Here is a 14,895-nt window from a genome sequence, read left to right as displayed (position 1 = left end):
GGGCCTGTTCGTCTTGGATCAATTAAACGCGTTAACCTATAAATTGCTGTGGGGGCAGCTGTGGGAACTCGGACAGTTTACACAGCATCCGTTTGACCTGGACGCTCTGAAGGCCAAGGTGCATTCGCGCTACGGAAGCTGGCTTGAAGAGAGTCTGACACAGCTAACCGAACAGGGGTATATCAGGCTGCCACAAGGACAGGGCCTTGCGAAAGCATCTCCTCCTGTTCATCTGAACGAGGTGTGGGAAGAGTGGGCGGTCGCCAAGAAGGAATGGCTGGGCAATCCTAATTTACATGCCCAAGTCAACCTGTTGGAAACGGCGCTTCGGGCGCTTCCAGCGATATTGACCGGCCGGACCGCCGCCACTGACGTTCTGTTTCCAAACGGCTCGATGAAGCTTGTCGAAGGCATCTATAAACATAATCCGGTATCGGATTATTTTAACGAGGTGTTGGCCAATACAGCGGCCGCATATGTAAAAAGTCTGGATCAAGGGCAACGGATGCGCATTCTTGAGCTGGGAGCGGGAACGGGCGGTACGAGCGAGATGGTCTTCCGCAAGCTGGAGCCTTATCGGGAACAGATAGCGGAGTACGTTTACAGCGACTTATCGAAAGCATTTCTTATTCATGCACAAGAACAATACGGACCGTCAGTTCCCTATTTAAGCTGCCGGATCGTCAACGTTGAAGAGCCCTTGGCGGAACAGGGGATTTCGCCCGGCACATTCGATATGGTCATCGCGTCAAATGTGTTGCACGCAACAAAAAATATTCGGCTTACGCTACGCAACGTTAAATCTGCACTGAAAAAAAATGGTTTATTGCTGCTAAATGAGATGAGCCACAACACACTCTTCGCTCACCTGACATTCGGTCTTCTGGATGGCTGGTGGCTCTATGAGGACGACTGGCTGCGCATTCCGGGTTCGCCCGCCTTAACTTCAGAGACTTGGACGAAAGTTTTGAAGCAGGAGGGGTACCAGTCGGTTTATTTCCCGGCGCAGGCAGCTCGGAGCTTGGGACAGCAGATTATCTCTTGCCAGAGCGATGGCGTTGTCCGAAAATCCGGTACATCATCAGCAAAACGAACCGGGTCGACTATGGATACCGCTGCGGCGATGATTGCCTCCACAACGGCAGATGATACCGGAAAAGTGGAACCGAAAGTGGATTGGACTCCTCAGGACAATGACAGATACATGCAAGCTGTCAAGCTCATGCTTAGAAATCACATCTCGACAGCACTTAAGGTTGACCGCGATCAGATCGCTCCGAACCATGCTTTTGCCGATTACGGGCTGGACTCCATTACGGGTGTTCACTTAATCCAATTGGTTAATGGGGAGCTTGGACTGGAGCTGCCGACGACCGTTCTGTTTACATACAGCTCGATTAATCAGTTTACAGGCTATTTGCTGGCTGAGCACGGCGAAGCCGTTTCCCGGGTCTTCGGAGCTGCGGACCGCATAACACCGCAGGCGGATGCTAGGTCGAACTCTGAGGGCGAAAGCTTACAGGAGGCAGACTGCGGAACGAACGAAATGGAAACGCCTCCTGCGTTTCAGAAAGCGGATGCACCAGTCCGGGGCCCGGCTCATAAGGAGCCGATTGCCATCATCGGCATGAGCGGAAGGTTTGCCAAATCCCGTAGCATGGAAGAATTATGGGAGCATTTGGCCAGTGGAACGGATTTGGTCGGGGAAATCACGCGATGGAAGCAGTCGGACTCCAATATCGTTCGCTTTGGTAGCTTACTTGACGATTATGACCAGTTCGACCCGTACTTTTTTCATATTTCTGGAACGGAAGCGGTTTACATGGACCCTCAGCAGCGGTTGTTTCTGGAGGAGTCCTGGAAAGCGCTGGAGGACGCCGGCTATGCCGGATCGGCAATGGAAGGCCGCCGGTGCGGCGTTTATGTGGGGTACAATATCGGCGATTATATGCAGCTGATCGGCGACAATCCCCCGGCGCAGGCGATGTGGGGAAATGCCGGTTCTATCGTAGCTGCTCGAATTTCGTATTATTTGAACCTGAAAGGACCGGCGATAGCAGTTGATACCGCCTGCTCCAGCTCACTCGTATCCGTTCATCTTGCATGTCAGGGACTATGGGCGCGGGAGACAGATATGAGCTTGGCCGGGGGTGTGTTCATTCAGTCTACCCCGGCTTTCCACGACAGTGCACAGCGAGCAGGCATGCTGTCTGCTTCCGGGCGCTGTTATACGTTTGATGAACGGGCAGATGGTTTTGTTCCAGGCGAGGGTGTCGGTGCGGTTGTTCTCAAACGATTAAGCGATGCAGTTGCGGACGGCGACCATATCTACGGTGTCATTGCCGGATCGGGCATGAACCAGGACGGCACGACCAACGGGATTACGGCACCGAGCGGCGCTGCACAGGAAGAGCTCGAGCGCGAAGTGTATGAACAATTCTGCATCGATCCCGGGCGCATTCAACTGGTAGAAGCACACGGCACCGGTACCAAGCTTGGCGACCCCATCGAGCATGAGGCGTTGACGCGCGCATTTAGACATTACACAGCCAAAACGGAATACTGTGCGATTGGATCTATCAAGACAACGATCGGCCATACGATCGCTGCTGCGGGCATTGCGGGGTTGATCAAGCTGATGTTGTCATTGAAACATAAAAAGCTTCCGCCATCCCTTCATTATCAGAAGGGCAATGCGAATATCCGAATGGAAGGAAGCCCCTTCTACGTTAACACCCAGCTCAAGGAATGGCCTGCTGAGCCGGGTGAAAGCCGATTCGCGGCGATCAGTTCATTCGGCTTCAGCGGAACGAATGTGCACATGGTCCTTCAGGAAGCGCCGTCGATCGATCGTCAGCCAAGGCCAACGCGCAGTCATTTGCTGGTGCTGTCGGCGCAGTCCGACGCGCAGCTGCGTCAGCAGGCGGAGCAGCTTATCGCTTACTGCGGCAAGCATCCCGAAGCGGATATTGGGGATATGAGTTATACGCTGCTGATCGGACGTAAGCATTTGCCGCATCGGCTGGCCTGTATCATTCAGGATGTTACTGCTCTTGTCGCAGTGCTGAACCGCTGGCTCCTTGAGGGGAGCGCGCCGGGCATCTTTGCGTCGGTCGTGCACGAATGGGAACGGCAGGAGAATGCGATCAGGAAGAACGAGGGTCTGGCGTACATCATGGAATGGCGTAATTCAGAGCGCGATAAGCGAGAGGTGTTAGAAAGGATTGCCGGCTTGTATCAGCAAGGCTATGAGCTGGAGTATGACAAGCTGTTTACTGCCAGTCAATACAGACGGATTTCATTGCCGGTGTATCCGTTTGCACGGGAGAGATTTTGGGTGCCGATTAGTGGAGTAAGTAAGTCGGTGAAGCGGTATGAACAGCAGCAATCGGAAGTTCTTCATCCGCTGGTGCACCGCAATACGTCGACGCTTACGGAGCAGCGGTACAGCTCCGTTTTCACGGGCGATGAGCCCTTCTTCACGGACCATGTGCTAAACGGCCAGAAGATTTTTCCCGGCTCCGCTTACTTGGAAATGGCTCATGCAGCTGTACGGCTTGCTACTGAATCGGCTGCTGACGACAGACGAATCCTGCAGCTGAAGCATGTTGGATGGGTACAACCCTTCATTGCACGGGATGAACCTGTTGTTCTTCACATTGCGCTCGCTTCCGGAGAGAATGAGGAAATTACGTTTGAGGTATACAGCTTGTCGGGGGATAAAGACAGGGAAGAAGCAGTTGTTCATTTTCAAGGTTCGGGAAGGTGGATGGCCGCCACGCTAGAGGAGCGACTGAATGTAAGGGAGGCGCAAGCGGCATGCCGCCATACGGTTTCGTCGGAAGCATGCTACGAGGCGTTTGCACAAATAGGCTTTCAATACGGCATCACCCACAAGGGCATCGAGCAGCTTCATATTGGAGAACAGACTGCGCTGGCAAAGCTGTCGATGCTTGCTGATCAAGGGAGCGAGGAGCTTTTTACGATGCATCCCGGTCTGCTGGATGCCGCACTTCAATCGATGGCTGGTCTTGTAGTCGGAGAAAATGACGTAAGCCCATTGGATGGCAGTCTTCGTTTAAGCCCGCTTCTGCCCTTCGCTATTGAAACGCTCGATATCGTACATGCCATGGATGCCGAGATGTGGGCGTATTTGCGATTCAGTCACGATTCGGGGCTGCGTGGCGGCATTAAGAAGATTGATATCGATTTGGTTGACGCTCAGGGCCGTTTATGCGTAAGGATCAAAGGGTATGCTGCCCGCCCGGTACAAGCAAACGCACACTCCGATGAGGGAGTGTTGTTGTTCGAGCCGATATGGGAAACGGCGGAGGACTCTATAGGTTCAAACGAAGCTGTGCACCGATATGAGCGCCGAATTGTCGTCGCTACTGAAGAATGTGCCTTCGCTATGAAGGAAATCGAAGGACAGGGGGATGACGTCCGGTGCATCGCCCTGCAGACCGAACATCGGGATAAGATCGACCTGCGTTACCAGGCTTATGCAGAACAGCTGCTCGGTATCGTACAGGAAGTGCTGCAGGATAACCGCTCCACTATGATACAGCTGCTTATCGGCTATACCGATCAACAGCAATTGGCTGCGGGGTTGTCGGGGATGCTCAAAACAGCGGCCATGGAAGAGCCGAGAATAGCTGGCCAGCTGATCGAGCTTGAAACTCAGTCGAGTGAGCAGCACCTCGCCCAATTACTAGCGGCGTACGCAAAGCACCCAGAATGGCAGCACATCCGATTGAATAGGGAGCAGCAGAGCACTTTGCGCTGGCGTGAGATGCGTACGGTTCCCGAGCCGTCTGCAGTCGTTCCTTGGAAGGATGGCGGCGTTTACCTCATAACCGGGGGAACAGGCGGGCTTGGCGTGCTGTTTGCGGAAGAAATTGCGCGAAGGACCCGCGGCGCTGCCGTGATCCTTGCGGGACGATCAGCGCTGGACCAAAGCAAGCGTGAACGGATAGAGCAATTAATCAATCGAGGGCTGACGGTGGAATACAGGCAAACGGATGTCGGTAGCCTGGAGGCAGTGGAAACGCTGATCCAAGAGATTTGCCGCAAATACGGTACATTGAACGGGATCCTGCACGGCGCCGGTGTTATTCAAGATGCGTATATGAAGAAGAAGTCCGCTGTTGAACTTCAGCAGGTCCTTCGGCCAAAAGTATCCGGAACGGTCCATCTGGATGATGCGACTCGTCATATTCCGTTGGATTTCTTCCTGCTTTTCTCGGCTTTAGCAGGTGTAATAGGTAATCCCGCTCAGGCTGATTATGCGGCCGCCAACGCGTTTCTGAATCGTTTTGCTGCCTACCGAAACGAGTTAGCGGAAGCTGGACAACGGTATGGCCGCACATTGTCGATTTGTTGGCCGCTGTGGCAAGAAGGCGGCATGCAGGTTCATGCCGAGACGGCGAAGCTGTTGAAGCAAAAGAGCGGCATGCGGGCAATGGCAAGCAGCACGGGCATTCAAGCGTTTTACATGGCTTTGGCTGCCGGAAAATCGCAAATCACCGTGATCGACGGTGAGAAAGAAACGTTACGTTCCTTTATGCGGATGGCACAGAACGAAGGGAAGGCGCAGGCTTTCGAAAGCGGCATAAAAGAGCCGTCCGCTTGGGATCAAAGTGATGCGCTTCAGGAGAAAGCAGTCGCGTACTTGACGAATTTGATATCCTCCGTGGCGGGCACGCCCGCCAGCCGGATGGACCCGGAAGCTCCGATGGAAACGTACGGCCTCGATTCCGTCATGGTGATGCAAATCACTAGCCGACTGGAAGCAGTCTTCGGTTCTCTGTCGAAAACATTGTTTTTCGAATACCCGAACATCGGTCGACTGGCGGCTTTTTTCATCGAACATCATCGGTTCCGTTTGGCCGAGTTAGTTGGCGCTAAAATGACGGCGGAAGATTCCATGAGTCCTATTCCCGTATTACCGAAGCCAAAGGAAGCACGCCGCAAAGCTGCACGTCCGATATCCAAGCGGCCGACAGAAGCACGGGACGGAAGTCGTGTACACGATATTGCGATCATCGGCATAGCCGGCCGTTATCCGGGCGCTAAAAATGTTGAACAATTTTGGGAGAAGCTTCGTGACGGTCAGGACTGCATCAGCGAAATTCCGCCCGACCGCTGGGATCACAGCGTCTACTATGACCCGGATAAGAGTAAGCCGGGGAAAGTGTATACGAAGTGGGGCGGATTTGTGGAGGGCGTCGACCGCTTCGATCCGTTGTTCTTTCATATATCGCCACGTGAAGCCGAGATCATGGACCCGCAGGAAAGATTGTTTCTGCAATGCGTCTATGAAGCGATCGAAGACGCCGGATATACACGGGAAACGCTCGTTGCCGAGGGGCAAGGGAAGACGAAGCGGGTTGGTGTATTCGTTGGCGTCATGAACGAGGAATATCAGCTATATGGCGCGGAGTTGACTGCTCGAGGGAAGCCAATTGCACTATCCGGTAATCCCTCGTCTGTTGCAAACCGGGTCTCTTACTTCTGCGATTTCAAAGGACCAAGCATGGCGGTGGACACGATGTGTTCCTCGTCGCTGACAGCCATTCATCTGGCTTGCCAAAGCTTGCGGCAAGGGGAAAGTCGTGTTGCCGTGGCTGGCGGAGTCAACGTATCCGTCCACCCGAATAAATACATTTTCCTTTCCCAAGGTAAATTCGCTTCCAGCAAAGGCCGCTGTGAAAGCTTCGGGAAAGACGGCGACGGTTACGTACCCGGCGAAGGGGTAGGTGCGGTTGTGTTGAAACCGCTCGAGGATGCAATTGCAGACGGCGATCTCATTTATGGCATTATCAAGGGAACGGCCATCAACCACGGCGGCAAAACAAACGGCTATTCGGTACCCAGTCCGGCTGCGCAGGCCGATGTCATTGGCGAGGCAATCAAGGATGCCGGTATTGATCCGCGAACCATTAGCTATATCGAAGCACACGGCACGGGCACTTCGCTAGGCGATCCGATTGAAATCGCGGGTTTGAGCCAATCCTTCCGCGCCCATACGGCCGACGTTCGCTTTTGTGCGATCGGCTCGGCCAAATCGAACATCGGCCATTGCGAAAGCGCAGCAGGCATTGCTGGTTTGACGAAGGTATTGCTTCAGATGAAATACGGTCAACTGGCGCCGTCACTGCATGCGGAGGAGCTCAATCCGAACATCGATTTCGAACAATCACCTTTTGTGGTACAGCGGACGTTGGAGGCCTGGAACCGACCTGCTCTGACCATAGACGGGACCATAAGGGAACTTCCGAGAATTGCCGGACTCTCTTCCTTTGGGGCGGGAGGCTCCAACGGGCATCTCGTTATCGAAGAATATATTTCAGAAGAACATGTGACAGGCGAAAAGCAGACATACCATAGGCACGATCCGGCTATCATTGTACTTTCAGCGCGCGACGAAGAGCGTCTACAGCTCGTTGCGCAGCGTCTCTTGTCCTTCATACGCGATCAAGGCAGTGAACACATAAACCTGGAGAATCTTGCCTACACCCTCCAAGTGGGCCGGGAAGCGATGGAGGAACGGCTGGCGATGCTGGTCGGTTCGGTCGAGGAGCTGGAGAATAAGCTGCTTGCTTATGTAGCGGATCGCGAAGAACGGGACAACGTTTTCCGCGGTCACATCCAGACCAATGAACTGATGCAAATGTGGCGGACAGACGAGGATTTATCGGAGACGTTCAAGGCATGGATGAGAAAAGGGAAATTTGGGAAGATCCTCGGTCTGTGGGTGAAAGGGCTGAACATCGATTGGCGTCTGCTTTACGAAGATACAGTTCCACGCCGGATGAGTCTGCCAACGTATCCGTTTGCGGAGGAGAGGTACTGGATACCGGAAACCGACAGCCTATTTGCTCGGGAAGGAGAGGGCGGGAAGCCTCTTCATCCGTTGCTACACCGGAATACATCGGAAGTGTCGCAGCTGCGTTTCAGTTCGCTGTTTACCGGTAAGGAGCATTTCCTGAGCGATCATGTTGTGGATGGGAATAAGGTTATGCCGGGCGCCGCTTACCTCGAAATGATTCGCGCAGCCGCTGAGGCTGCAGCCGGCAAGCTGTTAAGTCCGGGAGGCACTCGTCTTCATCAGATCGTATGGAGAAAACCGTTTGTCATGAACAATGCATCCTCCGAGGTGCATATTCGGCTCCGTAAGGAAGGCGAAGAATTGGCATGCGAGGTCTTTACCAATCAGGACGAAGACGAGAATGAGACCTTGTATTGTACGGCAACGGTATCGCTTCAGGAGCCCGAAGAGAGCCCGATTATGGATATTGAAGTCATAACGGCACAATGCAGCGGGCCGAAGCTGTCAGCCGAGCAGTGCTATCAGGCATTCGAATCAGCCGGACTTTTGTATGGACCCGGCAACAGAGGGATCAGAAGTATCTATACCGGCAACGCTCAAGCATTGGCGAACGTGTTTGTTCCGGCGGAAGCAGCTGGCATGCCGCATGATTATGTGCTTCATCCGAGTTTGATTGATTCCGTCTTCCAGGCAACGATCGGCTTGTTTCCCCGTCAAGTTCTGGAAGCAACGGAGGGGCAGCCGCAATCCGTGAGCCCAATCGTTCCTTTTGCGCTGGAGGAATTGGACATCCTTGGCCCATGTTCAGGAGAGATGTGGGCATGGATCCGGTTCAGCAGCGATCTTCTACCGGAGAGCCCGATTCGCAAGCTGGATATCGAGCTTATCGACAGCACCGGAATCGTTCGTGTACGGATGAGAGGATTGACATCCAGACGGATTGACCGTGAAGAGGTTCGTGATCAACCTGTTGCAACCCCTAAGGAAACGCTTTTGTTCCAGCCGATATGGGAACGGAAGCCTTGCCATACGGGGAAGAACACGGTGACTTATACCAGGCGGATCGTCTTGCTGGGTGGATCGGACAGCTCGCTTGCGGATCAACTCATGCAACAGGGGGACGGGGCAGAGGTTCATCTATTAGGCGACGGCCTGGAAAATATGACGTTGGCGTCGTGTTATACGATTTATGCCAAACGGATGCTGAAACAGCTTCAATCCGCACTTCATGGTACGGAAGGCAGGACTCTGATTCAATTGGTGCTCCCGAATAACGACAATCAGCGTGTCATGGCTGGTTTAAGTGGAATGCTGAAGACCGCTGTTCTTGAACATCCGGGTGTCGTCGGGCAGACAATTTTACTGGGTAAGGATTCGGTAGGCCCTGTCATTGCCGGGATTATCGACGAGAATGGGTCTGAACCGGAGGATGACGTTATTCGTTATGAAGCCGGTAATCGTTATGTTCAAAGGCTTGTGGAAATGGAAGATAAAAAAGGGGTTCCGGTACCTTGGAAACATAACGGCACGTATCTGATCACAGGCGGCTGCGGCAAGCTTGGGATGATCGCTGCGCGAGATGCCGCCGCGCGAACTAGGGGTGCGAACCTGATCCTAACGGGGCGCTCCGCTCATGATGAACAAATACAGAAGCATCTTGACGAATTGAAAGCGGCGGGAGCCCATGCAGAGTACTGCAGCTTGGACATCAGCGACGCTTCCGCCATCCAAGAAACAATCGAACGGATAGAAGCTCGTTATGGCGGTTTGTCCGGCATCATTCATTGCGCAGGCACTCGAGCAGACAGCTTCATCTTGAAAAAAACGGAAATAGATATCGATCGGGTATTCGCCGCTAAAGTGGCCGGTCTTATTCATCTGGACCGTTCAACGAGGCATATGGATCTCGATTTTATGCTGCTTTATTCCTCTCTTGCCGGAACGCTGGGCAATTTCGGTCAAGCCGACTATGCAGCCGCCAATGGGTTTATGGACGCGTTCGCAGCGCATCGGAACGATCTTACGGCTTCAGGACATCGCAAGGGCAAAGCTTGCTCAATCGCATGGCCGCTCTGGGAGAAGGGTGGCATGCAGATCGATGAGGAAACGCTCTCCATGATGAACAGGCTGACCGGGATGTCTGTGCTCGAAACCGTCGGCGGGTTGCACGCTTTATATGCCGCAGCAGCATCATCAGCGGACCATGTCCTGACGATAGCGGGAGATCCTTCCCGCATACGGGCTACCTTGACGGCCGGGAGTCAGTCTCCGCCGCAGGCTCAAGCTCGACCGGCAGCTGTCGTGCAGCAGCCTGTAAAGACTGACGGCATTCCAGCCCTTCCGCAGGATGAGCTGGAGCAGAGAACCATCGCGTACTTGAAATCGCTTGTATCGGCGGTAATTAAGCTGCCTATTCAGCGGATGCATGAGGATACGCCGTTCGAGAAATATGGTGTCGATTCAGTGACCATCATGCAGTTGACAACGAGTCTGGAGCAATCATTCGGAACGTTGTCCAAATCGCTATTCTTTGAATATATGACGATCAGGGAGTTGGCCGGCTATTTGATGCGTGCTCACCTCGGCCGTCTGCCTGCTGTCTTGGGCTTGGAGGAAGGTTCTTCGTTCGTACCGGCAGCATCCATCCCTGAACGCGCCGGTCTTTCGCGTCATGACAGCCATGCTGTAGAGAAAGCAGAACCGCCTACCAGCAAAAACGATATTGAATCGGTAGGAGCTGGATCTACAACCGAATGGCGGCCGGAGGATATCGCGATTATCGGGGTGGCCGGACGTTATCCGGGAGCAAGAGATGTGGAGGCGTTTTGGCACAATATCCGGAACGGCGTCGACAGCATCACCGAAATCCCGGCAGACCGTTGGAATCATGAGGCGATCTTTGATGCAGAGCCTGATAAACAGGGGAAAACCTATTCCAAATGGGGAGGCTTCCTGGAAGGGGTGGATCGCTTCGATCCGCTGTTCTTTCACATTTCGCGCAAAGAAGCGGCGTTTATGGATCCTCAGGAGCGATTGTTTCTACAGTGCACGTACGAACTGTTGCAGGATGCCGGATACACGAGGCAGGACCTGCAGCAGCTCGATTCGTCCGGTCTTGGCGGTAATGTAGGCGTTTATGTCGGTGTCATGTACGAGGAATATCAGCTTTATGGTGCGGAAGAAACGGTTCGGGGCCGGCCGATGGCGCTGTCTGGCAGCGCTTCATCGATTGCGAACCGCGTATCGTATTTTTGCAATTTACATGGACCGAGTCTGGCTATCGATACGATGTGCTCATCTTCGCTCACCGCGATACATTTGGCCTGCCAAAGTCTGCGCGAGGGAGAATGCGATGCAGCTATAGCAGGGGGTATAAACCTTTCTATTCATCCGAATAAGTACTTGGCGCTTTCGCAAGGAAAATTCGCGTCGAGCAAAGGTCGGTGCGAGAGCTTCGGTGAGGGAGGCGACGGTTACGTGCCGGGCGAAGGCGTTGGCGCTGTTCTGTTAAAGCCGTTGTCACGAGCCATTGCCGATAAAGACCGCATCTACGGTGTCATTAAAGGCTCAGCCGTCAACCATGGCGGTAAGACGAACGGCTACTCGGTTCCGAATCCGAAAGCGCAGGCAAGTGTGATCGAGCGGGCGATCCGGAAGTCGGGCATTGATCCGGGCGCGATCAGCTATATCGAAGCGCATGGGACCGGTACGGCGCTTGGCGATCCCATCGAAATAAAGGGTTTAAGTGATGCATGGAAATCGGGTTCCCTTCCGACATCCGTTTGTGCGATCGGTTCCGTAAAATCCAACATCGGTCACTGCGAGAGCGCAGCGGGAATTGCGGGCTTAACGAAGGTTCTGATGCAGTTAAAATACGGAGAGCTGGCGCCATCGCTTCATTCCGAGAAGCTGAACCCGAATATCGTCTTCACGGATACACCGTTTAGGGTGCAGCAGGAGCTGGAGGAATGGAAGCGGCCCGTCGTCGAAGCAGGCGGAGAAAAGCGGGAAATGCCGCGCATAGCGGGCATTTCTTCATTCGGCGCGGGAGGATCCAATGCTCACTTAATCGTGGAAGAATACAATCCGACCGCAGCGGTACATTCGGCCGATCAGGCCGGGAGGACCGTTCCGATTGTTTTGTCCGCGCCGAACAAAGAGGGATTGAAACGATTGGCTTCTCGCTATTTGAATGCAATAGCGATGCGGCAGATTACGGATGATAACTTGTCTGATGCGGCTTATACCCTTCAGGTGGGTCGTGAGGCGATGGAAGAACGAGCGGCTATGGCCGTTTCTTCGGTTCTGGAGCTAAAACGCGGGTTGCAGGCGATTGCTGAGAACGGCCGAATGGAGAAGCTGCACCTCGGCAGGGCGAAGTCAGGCGCGGCACTGTCTGAGCTACAGGCCGGAGCGCCGGATGAATCAACCTGGCTGGGATGGTTTGCTTCTGAGAAGTTTGAGCCGCTTCTGTCTTTATGGGTGAGCGGCATTGATTTCGATTGGCGGCTTGTCTACGGCAAAACGGCACAGAGACGTATTAGCCTGCCTTCGTATCCGTTTGCTGAAGAAAAATGCTGGTATAACATTAGCGGCAATGGACAGCAATCCGCAGGAACATATGTAAGCGAACCTGCTCCAGTTCCAGCTCCAAACGTTCATATTCATGAGGCTCAAATGATGGACCGGGAAGCGTTGGAGACAATTACGTTAAGGCCGCTATCAAACATTCCCGATCAAATCGATCACGGAAGCGGACACTCGCTGCAGCTACCGCCGATTAAATTGAAGAAGATCGACGGGGTATCGAAGCAGCGCATATCGCTCGACGTGTTGACTGAGCAGCTGGCCGAGAGCTTGGCCGATACGATGTTTATGGAGCGGGACGAATTGGACCCAGAGAGAAAGTTTATCGAAATCGGCGTGGACTCGATTATCGGCGTGGAATGGATCAAAGCAGTGAATAAGAAGTATGACGTATCCATTACGGCGACCAAAATATACGATTACTCGACTTTAAGCGAATTTGCCGACTATTTGCACGGCGTAATCGCTGAGAAGGCTGCTTCGGTTGGGACCGAAGCGGAAGCAGAAGCAGAACACGATTACGATCACGTAAGTCAGTTGCCGAAGCAAACGGCGGCACTTACGGCAGCCGAACATGAGAGCCCTGCCGAAGAAAGGACGCCCCCTCCAAACAACGGTGTTTCCTTGGAGGTACTGGAAGAACAATTGGTCCAGAGCATGGCGGAGGCCATGTTTATGCAGCCTGACGAGATTGATCCTGAAATCAAATTCGTGGACATCGGGGTTGATTCGATTGTCGGCGTCGAATGGATCAAGGCGGTTAATAAGCAATACGGCACGAGCATCACGGCGACGAAAATATATGACTATTCGACGATCAGACAGTTCGCGGCGTACCTGAGTTCCGAGCTGAGCCGGGGGCAAGGCGCTTCCCCGGAACAAGAAACCGTACGTTCTCCGCTTCTGCTGGATGACATTTTACAGCAAGTGGAAAGCGGTAGGCTGGACATTCATGAGGCTAACGATTACGTCAGTCGTCTTATCCTTGAGGAGGAACGGAAATGAACAGACAAGAAATAACAGCCCTTATCATAAAAAATTTGTATGAGATCGTCCCCGAATTGGAGGGACGGGAACTGAGGCCGGAGGACCGGCTTTCGGATCTCGGATTGAACTCCATCGACCGCGCGGATCTAATTTCGATGGTGATGGAGGATTTGTCGCTTTTGCAGACTCAAAGATCGCAGTTTATTGGATTGTCAAGTATAGGGGAACTGGCCGATGGGTTCTTGGGCAAGCTGTAGGTCGGACGATATCGTCATCTCAGGCATCGGCATCACATCGGCCATTGGTCAAGGACAGGCGGCCTTCGCGGCAGCCCTCCTTGACGGCCGGCAAGCCTTTGCTGTGCTGAACCGTCCAGGTCGCCAAAAAGGCAGCTCTTCTTTCCTTGGAGCGGAGATCGAATCGCTGGTTATAACGGAACGTCTTTCTAAACGGCTGCTGCGAACGGCTTCCTTCTCCGGACAGGCTGCGATGGCAACGATGCATGAGGCTTGGGAGGATGCAGTTCTGGAACAGGTTGAGCCAGAGCGTATCGGTCTCATTATCGGCGGTTCCAACTTACAGCAGCGGGAGGCTCTCCAAGCCTATGCCTCGTATTCGGAACGTCCTTCGTTTCTGAGGCCTACTTATGCGATGACGTACATGGACAGTGATTTATGCGGACTTTGCACGGAGCAGTTTGGGATTCGCGGATTTGCGTTTACATTGGGAGGCGCATCCGCAAGCGGTCAGGCTGTTATCGCTCAAGCTGTTCAAGCTGTTAGCTCCGGGGAAGTCGATGCTTGCATCGCAGTCGGGGCATTGGCCGACCTTTCCTACATGGAGCTTGCCGCCTTTCGCAGTCTGGGCGCAATGGGCTCCGATCAATATGCCGACAGACCGGATCTGGCCTGTCGACCATTTGATCGCGGCCGAGACGGCTTTATCTACGGGGAAAACTGCGCTGCTGTCGTCATTGAGCGCGCGTCTTTTGCCAGTAAGAGAGGGGTTCGTCCTTATGCGGCCATTACCGCCACGGCGATCGCGATGGACGGCAACCGAAATCCGAATCCGTCCTACGAGGGAGAAATGCGCGTGATTCGCGAAGCTCTTCGCCGGGCCGGCATTTCAGCCGCCGACATCGACTACGTCAATCCGCATGGAACGGGCTCTCCGATCGGTGATGAAACGGAGCTGCGCGCACTTAAAGACAGCGGATTGTCGCATGCCTACATTAATGCGACTAAATCCATAACAGGCCATGGCCTCAGTGCGGCAGGAGCCGTGGAAATTGTTGCGGTATTGCTTCAGATGCGTAACTCCCGCCTTCATCCGACGCGAAATCTGGAGTTTCCGGTTGACGAGTCGTTCAATTGGGTGAAGGAACAATTCGTCACGCACTCCATTTCTCGTGCTTTATGCCTCAGCATGGGCTTTGGCGGCATGAATACAGCAGTCACACTGCAAAAGCTTTAAAACGAACGGAGAAGGAG

At 53.7% G+C, this 14,895-nt stretch carries 3 protein-coding genes; all 3 read left to right on the top strand.

What is annotated here, in order from left to right; translation table 11 throughout:
- Window positions 1-13 precede the first annotated feature (13 nt).
- The 3 genes from HPY31_RS23775 to HPY31_RS23765 are packed head-to-tail and all read left to right on the top strand — an operon-like array spanning window position 14 to window position 14,878.
- Window positions 14-13,423, top strand: a complete 13,410-nt coding sequence (locus HPY31_RS23775) for an SDR family NAD(P)-dependent oxidoreductase (RefSeq protein WP_172142718.1) — start codon at window positions 14-16, stop codon at window positions 13,421-13,423.
- Window positions 13,420-13,662 carry an acyl carrier protein gene (locus HPY31_RS23770; protein WP_172142717.1) on the top strand — a complete coding sequence of 81 codons (243 nt, stop codon included), beginning with the start codon at window positions 13,420-13,422 and terminating at the stop codon, window positions 13,660-13,662. Before HPY31_RS23775 ends, HPY31_RS23770 begins: the two co-directional genes overlap by 4 nt.
- The gene (locus HPY31_RS23765; protein ID WP_172142716.1) at window positions 13,640-14,878 is read left to right on the top strand and encodes a beta-ketoacyl synthase N-terminal-like domain-containing protein; all 1,239 of its coding nucleotides are present in this window, start codon (window positions 13,640-13,642) and stop codon (window positions 14,876-14,878) included. Before HPY31_RS23770 ends, HPY31_RS23765 begins: the two co-directional genes overlap by 23 nt.
- Window positions 14,879-14,895: the final 17 nt, after the last annotated feature.

The organism is Brevibacillus sp. HB1.3 (assembly GCF_013186635.1).
In the GTDB taxonomy this organism is placed as follows: domain Bacteria; phylum Bacillota; class Bacilli; order Brevibacillales; family Brevibacillaceae; genus Brevibacillus; species Brevibacillus brevis_D.
The sequence above is the reverse complement of the archived record's forward strand: the minus strand, read 5'-3'. Positions and strand labels throughout refer to the sequence as shown.

Coding starts and splice junctions, on each gene's coding strand:
- HPY31_RS23770 (WP_172142717.1), top strand. CDS start 13,420: ATGAACAGACAAGAAATAACAGCCCTTATCATAAAAAATTTGTATGAG.
- HPY31_RS23765 (WP_172142716.1), top strand. CDS start 13,640: ATGGGTTCTTGGGCAAGCTGTAGGTCGGACGATATCGTCATCTCAGGC.